Source organism: Acidobacteriota bacterium, from assembly GCA_040756905.1.
In the GTDB taxonomy this organism is placed as follows: Bacteria; Acidobacteriota; Aminicenantia; order JBFLYD01; family JBFLYD01; genus JBFLYD01.
The window spans coordinates 20,555-38,649 of record JBFLYD010000031.1 but is presented as its reverse complement, the minus strand read 5'-3'; the positions used below and the strand labels follow the sequence as shown (position 1 = coordinate 38,649).

The window sequence follows — 18,095 nt, the reverse complement described above, 5'->3', positions numbered from 1 at the left end:
TAAATATATAAATTTTTTTTATAGCTCTTCTTTTACTTTAGCCAATGAAACCAACCTGTCATCTTCATCAAGATTGATAAGCTTCACCCCCTGGGCATACCTACTCATGGGTCTTATTTCTTCGGTCTTAATCCTTATTACTTTTCCCTTTGAAGATACAAGGAGGATTGTATCCTTTTCTTTTAAAGTGGATATCCCGCAGACCATTCCAACTCTATTGGTAGTTTTTATATTTTTTATTCCAACCCCCCCTCTATTTTGGGATTTATATTCTTCGATTATTGTTTTCTTTCCATACCCTTTCTCTGTAACTGTAAATATATACCTATCATTCTCTGAGATGGTGCTCATTCCTACAATCTTATCCGTTCCAACAATTTTTATACTTTTTACCCCTCTCGCATTTCTTCCCATAGGCCTGATAGATTTTTCATTGAATCTTATTATCTTGCCGTAATGTGTACCAATAACAACCTCTCTTTTCCCATCAGTTTTTTCTGCAAATAAAAGCTCATCTTTTTTTTCTATGCTCATTGCGATAATGCCATTGATTCTGGGCTTTTTAAAAAAGGAGATGGATGTTTTTTTGATTAAGCCATTATTTGACATCATTACAATGAAGCCTTTTTCCCTGAAATCTCTCAAGGAGACAATCGCTTTTACTTTTTCATCTTCTTTAATATTTATTAAATTTATGATAGATCTCCCTCTTCCACTAAGGCTTACATCCGGTATATCAAGCACTTTAATCCAGTGCATTCTTCCCTTATTTGTGAATACCAGCAGATAACTATGGGAAGTTGAGACAAAAATATCTTGTACCTCATCCTCATCTTTCATTTTAATTCCTATTTTTCCTTTTCCGCCCCTTCCCTGAAACCTGTAAGATGAGAGAGGAGATCTTTTTACATACCCAGAGCTTGTATGGGTAATAACCATTTCTTCCTCTGGGATTGTATCCTCAACATCAATTTCAAAATCTGAATCTTCTAAAATTGAGGTTCTTCTTTCATCGCCATATTCATTTTTTACATCAATCAATTCTTTTTTGACAATTTCCATTATTTTTTTTGGATCAGCCAATGTCTCTTTAAGTTTTAAGATTAAAGACTTCAGATTGTTTAGCTCCTCTTCAATCTTCTCTCTTTCCAATCCTGTCAACCTTCCTAACTGCATGTCTAAAATTGACTGAGCTTGCAATTTAGAAAGTGGAAATTCCTTCATCAAACTAAAAATTGCCTCTTCTGTCTTTTTTGACTTTTTTATTATCTGCACAACTTTTTCTATATTATTCAGAGCTATTCTTAAACCCTCTAATACATGCTCTCTTTTCTCGGATTGTCTGAGTTCAAACTCGGTTCTTTTTCTTACGACTTCTCTTCTGAAATTAAGGAAATGGTTCAACATTTCCATCAGATTTAACATTTTTGGTTGATTATCTGCTAAGGCTAAAAATATTATTCCATAAGTTGTTTGAAGGGCAGTGTGTTTATAAAGATTGTTTAAAATTACCTGAGGAGATGCATCTTTTTTTAAATCAAGGACAATCCTAAGGCCATCTTTATCAGATTCATCTCTAAATTCTGCAACCCCCTCTATATTTCTTTCTCTTATGAGTTCGCCTATTTTTTCTAATATCCTTGCCTTGTTTACCTGATAAGGTATTTCAGTTATAATAATACTATCTTTTGCTTTTTTTTCTACAGCTGCTTTTGCTCTGATTGTAATCAGCCCTTTTCCTTTTAAGTAAGCCTCTCGAATTCCCTTTTTCCCTAATATAAAACCCCCTGTGGGAAAATCAGGTCCTTTTATAATATCTATTAAATCTTCCATAGAAGGATTTTCCTTGTTTATCAGATAGATTAAACCATCTATTATTTCATTCATATTATGAGGTGGGATATTTGTAGCCATGCCTACTGCAATGCCGGAAGAGCCATTGATTAAAAGGTTTGGAAATCTTGCAGGAAGAACAGCAGGCTCTTTTAATGATCCATCATAATTAGAGTTAAAAGGAACAGTATCTTTTTCGATTTCTCCCATCAATTCTTTAGAAATTCTATTAAGTCTGACCTCTGTGTATCTCATTGCAGCAGGAGGATCTCCATCAATCGAGCCGAAATTTCCCTGTCCTTCGATTAATGGGTATCTCAGAGTAAAATCTTGTGCCATCCTGACAAGGGTATCGTAAATCGCCGCTTCTCCATGGGGATGATATTTTCCCATTACATCTCCTACAATTCTTGCTGACTTTTTAAAAGGTTTATCCCATGTATTGCTCGACTCCCACATTGACCATAAATTTCTACGATGGACAGGTTTTAATCCGTCTGAAGCATCGGGAAGAGCTCTTCCGATTATAACGCTCATTGCATAATCCAGGTATGAGCGTCTCATTTCATCTTCTAATGAAACTGTGATGGATTCTGATTTTTTTTCTTCCATTTTTATATATCAATGTTCTTTGCTTCTAAAGCATTTTCCTGAATAAAATTTCTTCTTGGTTCTACTTCGTCTCCCATTAAAAGAGAGAAAATGTATTCAGCCTCAATGGCATCCTGAATCGAGACCTTCAACAATGTTCTTTTTTCTGTGTCCATAGTTGTTTCCCATAACTGTTCAGGGTTCATCTCTCCCAGCCCCTTGTATCTTTGAATTGATAATCCTTTCTTTCCTGATTCTAATAACGAATTTAATAATTCTATGTCTGCTATAACTTTTACACGTTCTTTTCCATCCTGAAAATAGAAAGGTGGATTTCCGAGCTTTTCAATCGATTTCTGAATACTAGTTAACACTTTATATTCAGGCAAATTCATTAAATTCCAGTTTATCTCTACTCTTTTTGAAATACCATTTGATGAAAACGAAATCAGAAGTGAATATACTCCATGTTCTTCGTCCTCAACAATTTCTGTGTCGAGCCCTAAATTTTTAATTCTATTTTTTATCCTTTCTAATTGAACCTTGTCCTTCAAAATTTCTTCTGACAGTTTTTCTTTTAAAATAACATCTAATAATGGAACGGGATAATTTTTTCTTTCAAAAATTTTGTAATAATTTCTTTTATGAACAAGTTTATTTAAAATATTTTTTAATTCGCCTCCCCTTAAAACGAAATCTTTAGAGATTACTTCTTTTTCTTCGCATATTTTATGGATTAGGAAATTCTCAAATTCCTTTTCATTTTTTAAATATATTTCTTCCTTTCCCTTTTTTATTTTAAAAAGAGGAGGCTGGGCTATATACAGATAACCATTTTCGATAATTTTTGTCATTTGCCTGTAAAAAAATGTCATTAAAAGGGTTTTTATATGGGAGCCATCCACATCTGCATCGGTCATGAGAATTATTTTGTGGTACCGTAAGTTCTCTATTTTAAAATCTTCATTTCCAATACCAGTACCTATTGCTTGAATAATTGTTCTTATTTCATCGTTCGCCAGAATTTTATCCCATCGAGCTTTTTCTACATTTAAAATTTTTCCTTTCAAAGGTAAAACAGCTTGAAATCTTCTATCTCTGGCCTGTTTTGCTGAGCCACCAGCTGAGTCTCCCTCAACGATAAATATCTCGCTCTTAGATGGATCTTTTTCCTGGCAGTCTGCTAACTTTCCTGGAAGGTCAGTTAACTCTAATAAACTTTTCTTTCTGGAAATCTCTCTTGCTTTTCTTGCTGCTTCCCGCGCTCTTGCGGCTTCGATAATCTTGGTAAGTATTTTCTTTGTAACTGCAGGATTTTCTTCCATATAGGAGGTCAATTTGCTGTTTACGATTGTCTCAACAATTCCTTTTATCTCGCTATTTCCAAGTTTTGTTTTTGTCTGTCCCTCGAACTGGGGATCAGGAACTTTTAAGCTTATAACGGAACATAAGCCTTCTCTTATGTCTTCACCCTGTAAATTTTTTATGGAGTCCTTCAAAAAATTCTGAGAGGAAGTATAATTATTTATTACTCTTGTCAGGCCTGACTTGAACCCTACCAAGTGCGTTCCTCCTTCCGCCGTGTTAATGCTGTTCACAAAAGAATAAATTGTTTCCGAATAAGTATTGTTATATTGAATTGCAACTTCCACTTTTATACCATCTTTTTCACCATTAAAATAGATTGGTTTATCATGAAGAACATTTTTGTTTTTGTTTAAATATTCAACAAATGAAACTATTCCTCCCTCATACTGAAACACATGTTTTTTATCAGTTCTCTCATCTTCCAGTAAAATGGATACCCCATTATTTAAAAACGCAAGCTCTCTTAATCTCTGGGACAATATTTCAAAATTAAAATCAATGTCTTCAAATATTCCTGGGTCGGGCCAGAAAGTAATCTTAGTTCCCCTTTTACTGGTTTTGCCCGTTTTCCTTATTTGGTTAACAGCCTTTCCTCTTTCATAGAACTGAACCCATACACCTGAGTCTCTCCAGACCTCAAGTTCTAATCGTTTAGAAAGAGCATTAACCACTGAGATTCCAACCCCGTGTAACCCTCCTGAAACTTTATAAATCTTTTTATCAAATTTCCCACCTGAATGAAGGGTAGTTAGAACAACCTCTGCAGCAGATTTTCCTTCCTCTTCATGAAAATCTATAGGGATACCCCTTCCATTGTCGATCACGGTAACAGAATTATCTACATGAATGATAACTGTTATTAAATTACAATATCCAGCTAAAGCTTCATCAATGCTGTTATCAACTAATTCATAAACCAAATGATGAAGACCTGACTGTCCTGTGGAACCTATATACATTGCAGGTCTTAATCGGACAGCCTCCAGACCTTTTAGTACCTTAATGCTTTCAGCTGAATACTCATCATTTTCATCGACAATTATTTGGATATCTGGTGTTTCTTGCTTGCTCATGTTGTTATTAAATTAAATTATATCAAAAAAAGACAGATTGATAAAGAAAAAGACAAGGAAATTCTATATCTTCATCGGCATCAGCACATACAGATATGTGTAATTATTTGTTTCTTCCGGCTTAAAAAGAACTGCTTTCTCGCTATCCCGCATTTCAACTATAATTTTCTCATCATCAAGGCTGTTAAGAAAATCTAAAATGTAATGGGCATTAAAACTAATTTCTAATTCATTTCCTACATAACCAATATCCACTGAATCCGATGCCTCGCCAAGTTCTGGATTGGATGTAAATAAAAATACCTTATCACCCTCAAATGTGAACTTTATTCCTCTGCTTCTCTCTGAGGAAAATATAAAAACTCTCTTTATAGCGTTAATGAAATCTTCTCTGTTTATTGTGGCTCTGTTTTCATTATCAAAAGGAATTACCTTTTCATAAGGAGGAAAAGAAAAATCCATTTTTCTTGATATCAAAATTCGATTATCCATTTCAAAAAATAAGTTGTTCTCGTTTAAATAAAAATTGAATTTATCTATTCCATCCATTCTTTTTATCTCTTGTAATGTCTTTTTTGAAATTATAATTCTCTGTTCGTTTCCTTCCATTTTCGTTTCAACTTTACTCTTATTATAGGAGAGCCGATGACCATCGGTTGCAACTAACTCCATGGAATTTTCTTTTAAGATAAATAAAGCTCCGTTTAGAGTGTATCTCTGTTCTGAAGCTAACACATATAAAGTTTTATTGACCATTTCAATGAAAGGTTTAAATGGAATTTCAATTTTTTCTTTTTTATCGGGCAGGGATATTTTTGGAAAATCTTCAGCAATGGAACTTAGCATCACAAAACGAGTCATTGCACTTTTGATCTCAATTTTATTGTTTTCCATTTCTTTTATATAAATTTCTTCGCCTTCTGGTAAAGATTTTATAATTTCAAAAAATTTCTTTCCTGGAAGCGCAACAGAACCTTCTTTTTCGACATCTGCATTGAACTTTGTTATCAATCCCACTTCAAGATCTGTTGCTATCATTTCAATAGACCCGTTCCTCGTTAATAGGAGAATATTTGATAATATCGGCATTGTATTTCTTTTCTCAACAATGTCTTGGAGTATGTTTAACTCATCAAATATTACATCTTTTTCAGTCTTAAATTTCATTTTTTTCCTTCCTAATTATTTATATATTAAATTTTATTTAAATAATAATAATAGCTATATAATATTGTTGAATACTTAAAATATTTATTGAAATTAATAATACTAAATGTGAAAAAGATTGATGAAAGAATGTGAATAACTTTCATTGTCTGAAGTAGTCTACAAAACTTGCGATTAGCCTGTTGAATTCTTGATCTCTCTTTCTATATCCCTCTATTTTCTTTATAGAATACAAAACCGTTGTGTGATGTTTATCACCAAAACTTCTTCCAATTTCAGGCAGAGAATACTCTGTTAATTCTTTTATAAGGTACATCGCGATCTGTCTTGGAAACGAAACTTTTGGGGAATTATTCTTAGATTTTAAATCAACAATTTTTATATTAAATTTTTCAGCAACAAATTTTTGAATTGCTTCAGATGTAATCTTTTTTTCTGATACATCTATCAAATTTTTTAAAGCTTCTTTGGCTAACAAGAGGTCTATTTCAACCCCCTTTAAAGATGAAAATGCGATTATCCTTTTTAGACATCCTTCCAATTCCCTTATATTTGATTGGATTTTACTTGCAATAAAAAGAGCAACATTTTCAGGTAATGTTACACTCTCTTCACCTGCTTTTTTTTGTAATATAGCTACTTTCATTTCTAACTCAGGTGGTTTTAAATCAGCTATCAAACCCCATTCGAATCTTGAATGAAGTCTCTCCTCAAGGTGAGGAATTTCTTTTGGAGGACAATCTGATGAAATAACAACTTGTTTCTGGGCATCATAAAGATAATTGAAAGTATGAAAAAACTCTTCTTTAGTTCTGTCTTTTCCAGAAAGGAATTGAATGTCATCAATCAATAGCACATCAACACTTCTGTACTTTTTTCTAAATTCAATTATTTTTCCATAGTGAAGATAGTTTATGAGCTCATTCATAAAATTTTCAGTTGTAACGTAAAATAGTTTTGTCCTGGAATTTTTTTTCAAAATATGATGACCTATTGCACTCATCAGGTGGGTCTTTCCGAGACCAACTCCACCATAAATATAGAGGGGATTATATGCTTTTCCAGGATTTTCAGCTACTGCAGTCGAAGCTGCATGAGCAAATTGGTTACACGGACCAACAACGAATGATTCAAAGGTATATTTTGGGTTCAAGTTTGTCCTGTGGTTAAAGGAAATTTCTTGAGAACCCCCTGGTTTTTTTATGGGCAGCTCTTCTTCGTAAAGAAACTTCAAGTTCAAATTCTCCTTTAAAATTTCAAAGACAGCTTCTCTTATGGAAGTTAAAAAGTGTTTAACTAGTGCATTTTTGAATTCTATGTTTGGAACTTTGATATAAATTGTATTTTCATCTCTGCCGATAAAACTCAATGGACTGAACCATGTATTGTAAGTTAACTCATCTGTATTTAATCTCAAAAAGTCTTTTATTCTTTCCCAGTTCGTCATTTTATTTTAACTCTTTTTCCTGTCTGTAACATATAGAAAAGATTTCCACATTTTTTTCCACAGCTGTGGAAAAGTTAATAACCAAAAATTATTAAACCAGATAAATTTAATCATGGTTGAGGTATGATACTACCATAAAAAATTTTTTTCAAGAAAATAATTAGAAACTTAAAAATCATATCCGATCCACACCATTACTCTTCTTTTTCCAGACCATTGTAAATCTGTTGGTTTTACAAAATCTATATGAAGAGGATAGCCTAAAATGAAAAGCTGAATACCCCAGCCATAAGAACCGATTGTGTCTACCATATGTAAGCCACCTTCCTTTGAGAGTAATTTAAATGGCCAGCCTTTCAATTGAGCTCCTCCCCAATCAAAGAAAAAGGTTCCTCTTATAGGGCCAAAATTTCCCATTGAAGTTACAAGAGCTTTAACTATTGGAAACCTGAATTCAAAATTCATGAAAAACCCCCTATTCCCAACCATTGACGCATAATCAATAGATCTTATTTCGTTAATTCCTCCAAAATAATTTAAAAGAGGGTCTTTCCCTGTACTGAGAAAGCCATACGATCTGAAAGCAAACAGAGTTTCAGAACCTACTTTAAAGTACTTTCGGAACTCCGTTTCGTAAGTTGTAGATGAAAGAAAATTCTTTATCGGTAATGTCTGAGAAACGGAAAAACGATGAGTCGATCCATAAAGAGGACCAAAATATTTAAATCTTGTTGTTTCTCCTACCAAAGAAAATGAAGTTATGAGCATATTCCCGATTAGGAATGGGAAAACAGGTCGATCAAAAGTAAAATATCTAAACTTTTCCTTATATCTATAGAAACCGAGAGAAAACTCTATTCTTTCAAATTTGCTCATTGGGTACATTCCTATAACATCTAAACCGAGTATCTCTCTTATAGCCATAGCATCTCTTGGCGAATAATAAGGTTGAAGCTCTGGAGCAAAATAGTAGTAGTCGGGATAATAGAACACGGCGAAATCAAACCCTCTAACCATATATTGAAGACGGTTCTTCAGGTTTATATACCCTAAAAAATAAGACCTGAAATCTCTTAAAGAAATAGCATCGAGGAAGAACTGGTGATCTGCAAAAATATCTGAAAGAGCTATAGAGGTTCCTCCTAAAATAGTTCCATCATCGAACAATCCTACATTTACAGGGGGCCTTGCCATTAAATAGAGCTTCCCTATTCCTTTATATGGGACTATTTTTTTCTCATCGATTGGAATCTCTTTAAATTCGATTTTTGTTTTAAGTTCTTCTACCGCAACTTTAGTCGGTGTTGAATGAAATACTTCCAATGGAGTGGAAAATTCTTTCTGGTAAAGATTAAATTTCCCTTTGTAAAAAGAAGAAAACAATATTTTTCTTGGTTTATCAGGGAAAGGAGTAGGATAGAAGTTTCCTGTGCTTACATCTGTATATCTTTTAAGCTCTCCTGTTTCCAGATTTATAGAGTATAAATTGAAAGCTCCTTTTTCATCAGAAGAAAAGAAAATTTCTTTTGAATCTTTTGAAAAATATGGGTTTATGTCATTTCCCTTTAGAAAGGTTAGTTGAGTTTTTATAGAGAAATTATCAAAATCAGAGATGAAGATTTTATCCTTTCCATCGACTTTGATTGAGTATGTGACTTTTTTACCATCTGGAGAAAATGATGGAGATTTTTCAAACAGGTTATCGTTTGTAAGATTTTCTAAATTTTTATTTTCTAAATTCAAAAGGAATATGTCAGGAGTTCCATTTTTAAAGCCCGTGAATATTATTTTTTTACTATCTGGCGAAAAAGAAGGAGATGATGGCTGAACAATCGGCAGAGAAATTCGGTCTATTTCCTCGCCGGTTAACGCTTTTATTAAAAAGAGATAAGTTTTTTGACCTTTTCTTGCAAAAAAGGCCAGTGCATCGCCTTTTGAATTCCATGAAATGCTCTTTCCCTGGGACGGGTCAAAGTTTACCTTTACATATTCATATCTTGATGAATAACCTCTGGTAAGATTTTTTAGGACTTTTCCATCGAGAAGAGAAACAATTAATATGTCTAAATCTTCGTCGAGCATGTGGGCTGAAATTATTGCGGCGGTTTCTCCTGATGGCGATATTTCATGGGAGAAAACATGAGAAAATGGCATGTCTGGGCTGTACTGTCGACTGTAATCTTCAGGATTTTCTTTTGACAGATAAGGTTTGAATTTTTCTCTTACCCATTTTTTTAATTCATAATTAAATTCTTTTGGCTCTATTTTAAAAGTTTCTCTAAAATGTATTTTTTTACCCAGAATCGATGATTTTTTCATTTGCCACCAGAACTGTCTTATTCCCATTTTCCCTTGTTTATGTTCAAGGAATTCAAAAATTAGATGGCCGTAATCATAAGGAGCTCTTGCAAAGGTATAAGCTCCACTCATTTCTCCATTGTTATTCAATTCAGGAATTTTATCGTTTAAAACAGAATCTTTAACGATCATAAAAGATATAGGGTCCCAGCTTTCAGTTGTATACTCTGCAAAACCTTCCATTACCCATAAAGGAGGGGCATTTAAGTCATAGACCGATCCACTGATATCCTTGTACAGAATTGAATATTCAAAGATGTGGGCTAACTCATGGGTAATTAAATTGTCGAGTTCATCGGGAGAAAAGTTTCCTGGCAGAACTATTCTATGCAATACTGGCTCGGCAAAAGCCATTACTTCTTCAGGAACAATACCTGGAAATAGATTTGTTTGTTCAAAATCATCATGATCTTCATAAAAAATTATCGGGATTTTTTCTTCTATCGGATGTTTCAACATGCTGCTAATTTTATCGTAAGCTTTTTCTGATAATGTAATTATATGCTTTAAATATTCGATGTCATCTTTATAAAAGTATATGTTGAAATGCTCTGTTGTATAGGATTTCCAGTTAAACTTTTTCGAGATGATTTTGTTCTTTCCATAAAAGAAAGTTTGAGAATTAAGTAAGGAAATGTTTACAGATAAAACAAAAATAATATAGAAAATTTTTTTCATCATTTTCATAGCTTTCTCCTTTTTTACTGGAATAGAATTCTCTCTTTTTTTATCTTTTTTTCAAATATATCACTAAAAAATTTTTCTGTGATTTTTTCCATGATATCAAAAAATCCAAATAAAGGACTTTGGGTTTTTTCAGAGAATCCCTTTTCTTCTTTAAAATTATTTCTGTATATAATTTCTCCAGTTTTTGGGTTTATAATGTATAAATCTAAATTTAGAATAAGAAATTTCATCGGAACTAACCTTTTTTCCTGGGAAGTAGGAGAGATATACGGAGAAACATCTTGAATAATATTCCTGTTTTCCAACTTTAAAGAAGCAGAGCCAGTTATTATTAGAATATCCTCTTTATCCTGGACATACTTTCTCCAGAAATTATCATTTTCAAACAGGTTTTTCTCCTTCTCCCAATCGATTTTATTTCCTTTTTTTGAGTCTATTGAAAACCTGCTTTTTATTTCATTTTGCATATAGCTTGTAATCTCTTCACTTAAATTATGATTTTCAATCGTCTCGTTTACACGAAAATCACCAAACCACAAATGATTAAATTTTGGAATGTCATATTTGGGTTTTGAGGGAATTTCTATTTCAATTTTTGCGGTCTCAACGCATGAAATTGAAGCTAATATTAACAGTAGAGGAAAAAGCTTATCTATTTTTTTCATTTTTCTGTTTTTTATAGTATAATAAAAAACTATCATAATTTTTTTTTACATAAGGATTGTTTTTTGAAATTTTTAAAGCTTTTTCGTAGGTTTCTTTTGCAAATTCCAGCTTTCCCAGTCTTTCGTAAGCAACGGCCAAGTTATTCATAGCTTTAAAATTGTTAGGGTCTTCTTCTAAAGCCATTCGCCATCTGAACTCAGCTTCTTTCCATAGATTAGTGAGAGCTGCCTTTGTTCCAAATTTTACGTTTTCACCAATTCTATTGTTTGCATAAACGCAACCGAAGATAGGAATAGTAATCAACACAATAAATATTTTTTTTATCACTCCATTTTTAAAATAAATAAAAAAAAATATTATGTCAAGCAAATGGGATTTTGCCTTTATTGACTAAAATATATACTCATAATATACTTAATTTTTTACTCCTAAGGAGGAATTATAAATGAACGACATCATAGAAAAGGGGAAGAGATTTTTAACTCCTGCTTTAACCTGGGATTACGATATCTGTGTAACTAAAGGAGAGGGAGTTTTTGTGTGGGATTCTGAAGATAGAAAATATCTTGATTTTACTTCTGGAACTGCAGTGCTTAACATTGGACACAGGCCACCTAAAGTAGTTGAAGCTGCTAAAAGACAGATAGATAATCTTATCCATTCTGGCGGGAATTATTACTATAAGCCCATCATTAAACTTGCGGAAGAATTGGGAAAAATAACTCCTGGTAAAATTGATACATTTTTTTTCAGCAACGCAGGAACAGAGGTTATAGAGGGAGCAGTTAAGTTGGCAAGATATGTTACAAAAAGGCATGGAATCATAGTTTTTCAGGGAGCTTTTCATGGAAGGACAATGGGAGCAGTAAGCTTTACAACTTCTAACATTAAATATAGAAGACATTATTTTCCAATGCTCCCCTCTGTTTTTGTAGTGCCCTATCCTTATTGCTTTAGGTCTCCTTTTTCCGATGAAGAAGGATGCATAAGATATTCTATAAATTCGATTGAAGAATTATTCTTTCATCAAATCCCACCTGATGAAGTCGCCGCCATTCTTATCGAGCCAATTCAAGGAGAAGGTGGATACATAATCCCACCTAAAAAATTTATGAAAGAATTAAGAGAATTAACATCAAAGCATGGAATAATGTTAATCTTTGATGAGATCCAGACAGGTGTTGGTAGAACTGGCAAGTGGTTTGCTTCCGAACATTTTGAAGTAGTTCCCGATATAATAACCATTGCTAAGGCAATAGCATCAGGATTTCCTCTCTCAGTGTTGGGAGCACCAAGAGACATTATGGATAAATGGCCTCCTGGAGCTCATGGAACAACGTTTGGAGGAAACCCAGTTTCATGTGCTGCAGCTTTAGCTACGATTGAAACCATTCAAGAGGAAAATTTGCTTGATCATGCTATTGCAATGGGAGATATAGCAAAGCAGAGGTTTTACGACTTGCAACAAAAGTATGATGTAATAGGAGATATAAGAGGATTGGGTTTGATGATTGGGATAGAATTTGTTATGGATGGGAAAAGACCAAATCCAGAAGTATTAACAAAATTGCTCCAGAAATGCATGGAAAGAGGTTTATTGATGATAAGATGTGGGACTTTTGGAAATGTTCTTAGATTCATACCACCTATAATTGTTAAAAGAGAGGAACTCGATTACGCTCTGGATATTATCGAAGAGTCTATATCGAAGGCGATGTAAAATGAAAAAAGTTCTGATAATGGGCGCTGCTGGAAGAGATTTCCATAATTTTAATGTTTATTTCAGAGATAATCCAGAATACAGAGTTGTAGCATTCACCGCAACTCAAATCCCTGATATAGAGGGAAGAAAATATCCCCCCGAACTAGCTGGAAAGATGTATCCGGACGGAATTCCAATTTACTCTGAGTCACACTTAGTTTCTCTCATTCGAGAATATGATATAGATCAAGTTTATTTTTCTTACAGCGATGTCTCTCATGAGTATGTAATGCATAAAGCATCTGAAGTTTTGGCAGCAGGATCAAATTTTTGTTTTCTTGGGCCAAAGTTTACATCTCTTCAAAGTAAAGTCCCTGTAATTTCAGTATGTGCGGTTAGAACTGGATGTGGTAAAAGCCAGACATCGAGAAGAATCAGCAAGATTCTCAGGGATAAAGGAAGAAACCTTGTAGTAATGAGACATCCTATGCCTTATGGTAATTTGTCTGACCAGGAATTTCAGAGATATTCCAGTTTTGAGGATCTTGACAGGTATAAATGTACAATTGAAGAAAGGGAGGAATATGAGCCTCATTTGAGAAATGGAGCAGTTGTGTTTGCTGGTGTGGACTATCAAAAAATATTAAGAGAAGCGGAAAAAGAAGCAGAGATTATTCTCTGGGAGGGGGGTAACAATGACTTTCCATTTTTGAAAAGTGATTTAGAAATTGTTGTATGCGATCCTCACAGAGTTGGACATGAATTAAAATACCATCCGGGAGAAACAAATTTTAGAAGAGCAGATGTCATAATTATAAATAAAGTTGATACAGCTCTGAACGAGAATGTAATGCTTCTAAGAGAAAATATTAGAAAAATAAACCCTGAAGCTATAATAGTTGAAGCTGCCTCTCCTATTTTTGTTGAGGGAAATGGAGAAATAAAAAATAAAAGAGTCATTGTAGTAGAAGATGGTCCCACATTAACTCACGGAGAGATGGGGTATGGAGCTGGCATAGTGGCTTCTATGAAATATGGAGCTAAAGAGATAGTGGACCCCAGACCATTTGCAACAGGTTCGATAAAAGATGTTTTTATAAATTATCCCCATATAACTAATCTGATTCCAGCAATGGGATATGGAGAAAAACAGATTTCTGAACTGGAAGAAACAATAAATAACGCCGAGGCAGATTTAGTAATAATAGCCACTCCTATAGATCTAAGGAAAGTTATTAAAATAAATAAGCCGAGTATGAGAGTTTATTATGAGCTTCAGGAAATAGGATACCCGACTCTTGAAGAAATCCTTAAAGATTTTTGATGAAGATTAAACAAAAAATTGCCTTAATTGCTTTTGGAGGAAATGCTATATTACCATCTCACCAGAGAGGATTACAGATTGAGCAGATGAGAAATTCGACTAAAGCAGCAAAGCTTATGATTGAAATAGTAAAGAAAGGATATGAACTTATTATAGTTCATGGGAATGGACCTCAGGTCGGGAATATTCTAATCCAGATGGAAGAAGCATCAAATAAAATCCCACCTTTTACTCTGGATCTCTGTGGTGCAATGACAGAAGGGAGCATGGGATATATGCTGGAGAAGGCTTTGATAAACGAGCTGAGAAGACAATCTATAGATAAGGAAGTGGTAACAGTGCTCACCCAGGTTGTAGTAGATAGAGATGATGAAGCTTTTAAGAATCCTACGAAACCAATAGGCCCTTTCTATACTCACTATAGAGCGCAGATTCTGGCGAGGGAAAAAAGGTGGATTATGGTAGAAGATTCAGGGAGAGGCTGGAGAAAAGTAGTTCCTTCACCAATGCCAATAGATGTAATACCCCATAGAATAATAAGAGGTCTTATTTTAGAGGGAAGAATTGTTATTTCTGCCGGCGGAGGAGGAATACCGGTTTTCATAAACAAAAGGGGAATGCTTGAAGGAGTGGAGGCTGTGATTGACAAAGATTATGCGGCATCTCTTCTTGCGAGAGAAGTAGGAGTTCATTTATTTATTATTTTAACTTCAATCGATCAAGTTTTTCTCGATTATGGGAAGGAGACCCAGAGAGAAATTGATATAATGAGGGTCTCCGAAGCCAAGAAGTATCTTGAAGAAGGGCAATTTCCAGAGGGCTCGATGGGCCCAAAAATAAGGGCTGCGATTCAATTTATAGAAGGTGGAGGTAAGGAAGTTTTGATTACATCTGCAAATAAACTTCGAGCCTCCTTAATCAACAGAGCAGGAACGAGAATTATTCAATGAAGGTGATAAAAAGATGAAAGATAAGGATCTGATTTCTATTGGGGATTTATCGGAAGAAGATATAGAGAAAATATTTATGATTAGTGAAGATGTAAAAAAGAATCCTGGAAAATATCGAGATGCATTAAAAGATAAGATTCTTGCCATGATATTTGAGAAACCTTCTCTCAGAACAAGATTCACGTTTGATACGGGTATATTTCAGATGGGGGGGCATGGAATTTATTTAGGTCCAGATGAGATTCAGTTAAAAAGGAGGGAATCGATCTACGATGTGGCAAAAAACTTGGAGAGATGGGCAGATCTGATAATGATTAGAACCTTCGACCATCAAAATGTTGTAGATCTTGCAAAATTTGCTGATGTCCCGGTTATTAATGGATTGAGTGATTTATTGCATCCATGTCAAGCTTTGACAGACTATTTTACTATTAAAGAAAAAATGAAAACTTTTGATGATATTAAATTAGCTTATATTGGTGATGGTAATAACGTGTGTCATTCATTGCTTTTAGGAGCTGTTAAAATTGGAGTTAACATGTCAATTGCTACTCCAAAAGGTTATGAACCCAAAAAAGAAATAGTTCAAATTTCAAGCAAAGAAACAAAAAAGAAAAATTTAAAGATTGAAATTACAAATGATCCGATGAATGCAATAGAGAATGCAGATATAGTTTACACGGATACCTGGATTTCAATGGGCCAGGAAAAAGAAAAGGAAACAAGACAAAGAATTTTTCGTCCTTATCAAGTAAATTCTGGTCTATTTAAAAGGGCAAAAAAATCTGCCTATTTTATGCATTGCCTTCCAGCCCACAGAGGAGAGGAAGTAACCGATGAGGTTATAGATTCGAAAAATTCAATTGTGTTTGATCAGGCTGAAAACAGGTTGCATGTTCAGAAAGCAATAATGTATTTATTATTGAGAGGTTAGTTTTAAAGGATGAGTGCAATTCAAGATGAGTTACAACTAAAAGATGAAGATCTCCATTGGGTAGAATCTCTTATAAAACAAAATGGAGCACCTCTTCCTTTAGAAGAGGCCGTATCTCAATTGGCTTATAGAAAGATGTCCCTAATAAGAGGGAAAAGAGTTAAGATCTTCAATCCAGAGATTGATTATGAAATTGGTGATTTCATTTATAAATATTATGATGAAAAATTAAAGGTTGGAAAAGAAAAGGTTGAACATTTTCAGGGCGGCGTTATTTTACAAGTTATTGGAAAATTTTATAGTTCCGAATATAAATGCCAGTTGATAGAAGTATGGTATGATGGAGGAGGGTTGTTTAAACAGCATTTTGACTACATGAGAAAAACCAATGCCCAGATTTTAATCCCCTGTGGATTTTCAGGAAGGTCTGAACCTGTTGAATATTTGAAAGAAGAAGATGACCCAAGAGTCCAGGAGCCCTCTCTGGACAAAAAATATTTAATTAGACTAAAGAAGGAGCTGGAAAACAAAATCAAAAAATCAGAGGTTTTCATCTCCTGCGGGAATAATCTGTATTTAGAAGAGCTCATAGAAGGAATTCCTGATAATGTCATCGATAAAATAGAAAACTATTTAAACAAGAAAGGTGAGTCAGAAAATACAGACATTTTAGTTGAAAAGATATTAAAAATTAATCCAAATGATAAAAAATTCACTTCCTATTGTATCTCTTTGTACAAATTTCTTGAATCAAAAGGAAAAAATAGAATTGTTAGAGTTTCTTCAGAAGGATGGGGAAAATGGAACACTTTAGATTATTTTAATCGATTAAAACAAGACATACCTTTAGCAGTAAAAGAATTTGACAAAATAATACTGAAAATACCAAAGATAGAGGCTCTAAATGAAAAAAAGAGGTTTTACACCGCATTAAAATCTAAAGAAAATGCTTCCCATTTTAGATTTTATCTGACCTGGAGAGAAATTATTTCGGGAGGACTTGGTATACCTAAGGATTTATCCTTTATTTTTGAAAATGAAAGGGAATTGATTTTTTTAGATAAAGATAAGAATAAAAGTTATAAAGTTTTTTATTATCCAGAGGATAATTTTATTTTAGGGCTTTCTCAAGCTTACGAAGAGCATTCACCATTTCAGGGAGCATTGCTATTTTTAGAAAAAGAGGCAAAAAATAAATTTTCTTTTTCATTTCGAAAATCAAAAAAGATTTTAACATCAAAAAAAGTTTATTATGATGCTCAAACTCAGAGTTTTAAAGTCTCCAGTGAAATAATAGAGAGTCATGCAGAAGTAAATAAATTAATTTTTTTAGAAGATGAATTAGAGCATTTAGAGGAATGTTATAAAGAAGTTGATAAGATGGATAACCTGTTAGATTTAATGTATTTTTTGTTTAAAAAGTTTGGTATAGAAAGCGAAAATTATAAATTACACATTTTAAAGTGTTATCATATCTGTGATTTGTTAAGGAAAACATCTAAAGAAAAAATAAATTTGGTTTTATTCGGAAATCCAGAATTTTTCCCCTCAGAGGAAGAAAAAGGTTATTTTTACCTGGATTTATCAAAGTTGGAAAAGCCAGAAGAGGAGGAAAAAATATTTACAATGAGAGAGGGGAAAGAACCGGAAACATATGCAGAACTCGAAGAGAAGAAGGAAGATGAGGGGAAAAAAGGTGCTTATTTGAAAGAACTTGAAGAGTTAAAAAAAATAGAAGAGAAGAGGAAAGCCAGAAAGTTTGATAGAGATTTTAGAGGGAGGAAAGGGATGAGGAGAATTATTGAAGAAAAAATAGAACTTGAAGAAAAGGAAAAGGAATTGGATTATTATGTAAAAACACAAGAGGAGATTTCCCAATCTAAAGAAATTAAAAAAGGAATGGATCAGGAAGTGGTAAAACCTGCTAAAGACTATACAAAGATAAGCATTTTAGGCAATAAACTCGATAAAATATTATCAAAAAAAGAAAAATAG

Annotated in this window: 12 protein-coding genes; 5 read left to right on the top strand and 7 right to left on the bottom strand. The window is 33.5% G+C overall.

All coding sequences use genetic code 11. From position 1 onward, the window contains the following. Window positions 1-18 precede the first annotated feature (18 nt). The 7 genes from gyrA to AB1410_04625 all read right to left on the bottom strand — a co-directional run bounded on the left by gyrA (window position 19) and on the right by AB1410_04625 (window position 11,517). Window positions 19-2,445, bottom strand: coding sequence for a DNA gyrase subunit A (gene gyrA / locus AB1410_04655; GenBank protein ID MEW6455990.1), 2,427 nt, complete (start codon window positions 2,443-2,445; stop codon window positions 19-21). A gap of 2 nt (window positions 2,446-2,447) precedes the next feature. Beyond that, window positions 2,448-4,865: a DNA topoisomerase (ATP-hydrolyzing) subunit B gene (gyrB, locus tag AB1410_04650; protein MEW6455989.1), complete on the bottom strand. Its 2,418-nt coding sequence runs from the start codon at window positions 4,863-4,865 to the stop codon at window positions 2,448-2,450. A gap of 63 nt (window positions 4,866-4,928) precedes the next feature. Then, window positions 4,929-6,032, bottom strand: coding sequence for a DNA polymerase III subunit beta (dnaN, locus tag AB1410_04645; protein MEW6455988.1), 1,104 nt, complete (start codon window positions 6,030-6,032; stop codon window positions 4,929-4,931). Window positions 6,033-6,174: 142 nt separating this feature from the next. Beyond that, window positions 6,175-7,479: a chromosomal replication initiator protein DnaA gene (gene dnaA / locus AB1410_04640; GenBank protein MEW6455987.1), complete on the bottom strand. Its 1,305-nt coding sequence runs from the start codon at window positions 7,477-7,479 to the stop codon at window positions 6,175-6,177. A 168-nt stretch (window positions 7,480-7,647) separates the two neighbouring features. Continuing rightward, on the bottom strand, window positions 7,648-10,518 hold the full coding sequence (locus AB1410_04635) for a hypothetical protein (GenBank protein MEW6455986.1): 2,871 nt from the start codon (window positions 10,516-10,518) through the stop codon (window positions 7,648-7,650). Between the two features lie 20 nt (window positions 10,519-10,538). Continuing rightward, window positions 10,539-11,189: a hypothetical protein gene (locus AB1410_04630; GenBank protein MEW6455985.1), complete on the bottom strand. Its 651-nt coding sequence runs from the start codon at window positions 11,187-11,189 to the stop codon at window positions 10,539-10,541. After that, a complete protein-coding gene (locus AB1410_04625) occupies window positions 11,173-11,517 on the bottom strand; it encodes a tetratricopeptide repeat protein (protein MEW6455984.1) in 345 nt (114 codons plus the stop codon). Before AB1410_04625 ends, AB1410_04630 begins: the two co-directional genes overlap by 17 nt. Before the next feature lie 118 nt (window positions 11,518-11,635). Here AB1410_04625 and AB1410_04620 point away from each other — a divergent pair, with 118 nt between their 5' ends. Genes AB1410_04620 through AB1410_04600 form a run of 5 tightly spaced genes read left to right on the top strand, consistent with a single transcriptional unit; the run spans window position 11,636 to window position 18,095 of the window. After that, a complete protein-coding gene (locus tag AB1410_04620) occupies window positions 11,636-12,910 on the top strand; it encodes an aspartate aminotransferase family protein (GenBank protein MEW6455983.1) in 1,275 nt (424 codons plus the stop codon). Between the two features lies 1 nt (window position 12,911). Then, the gene (locus AB1410_04615; protein ID MEW6455982.1) at window positions 12,912-14,216 is read left to right on the top strand and encodes a cyclic 2,3-diphosphoglycerate synthase; all 1,305 of its coding nucleotides are present in this window, start codon (window positions 12,912-12,914) and stop codon (window positions 14,214-14,216) included. Next, window positions 14,216-15,166 carry a carbamate kinase gene (gene arcC / locus AB1410_04610; protein ID MEW6455981.1) on the top strand — a complete coding sequence of 317 codons (951 nt, stop codon included), beginning with the start codon at window positions 14,216-14,218 and terminating at the stop codon, window positions 15,164-15,166. Before AB1410_04615 ends, arcC begins: the two co-directional genes overlap by 1 nt. Before the next feature lie 13 nt (window positions 15,167-15,179). Then, complete coding sequence (argF, locus tag AB1410_04605) at window positions 15,180-16,100, top strand: ornithine carbamoyltransferase (GenBank protein ID MEW6455980.1); 921 nt, start codon at window positions 15,180-15,182, stop codon at window positions 16,098-16,100. Window positions 16,101-16,109: 9 nt separating this feature from the next. After that, a complete protein-coding gene (locus tag AB1410_04600) occupies window positions 16,110-18,095 on the top strand; it encodes a hypothetical protein (GenBank protein MEW6455979.1) in 1,986 nt (661 codons plus the stop codon).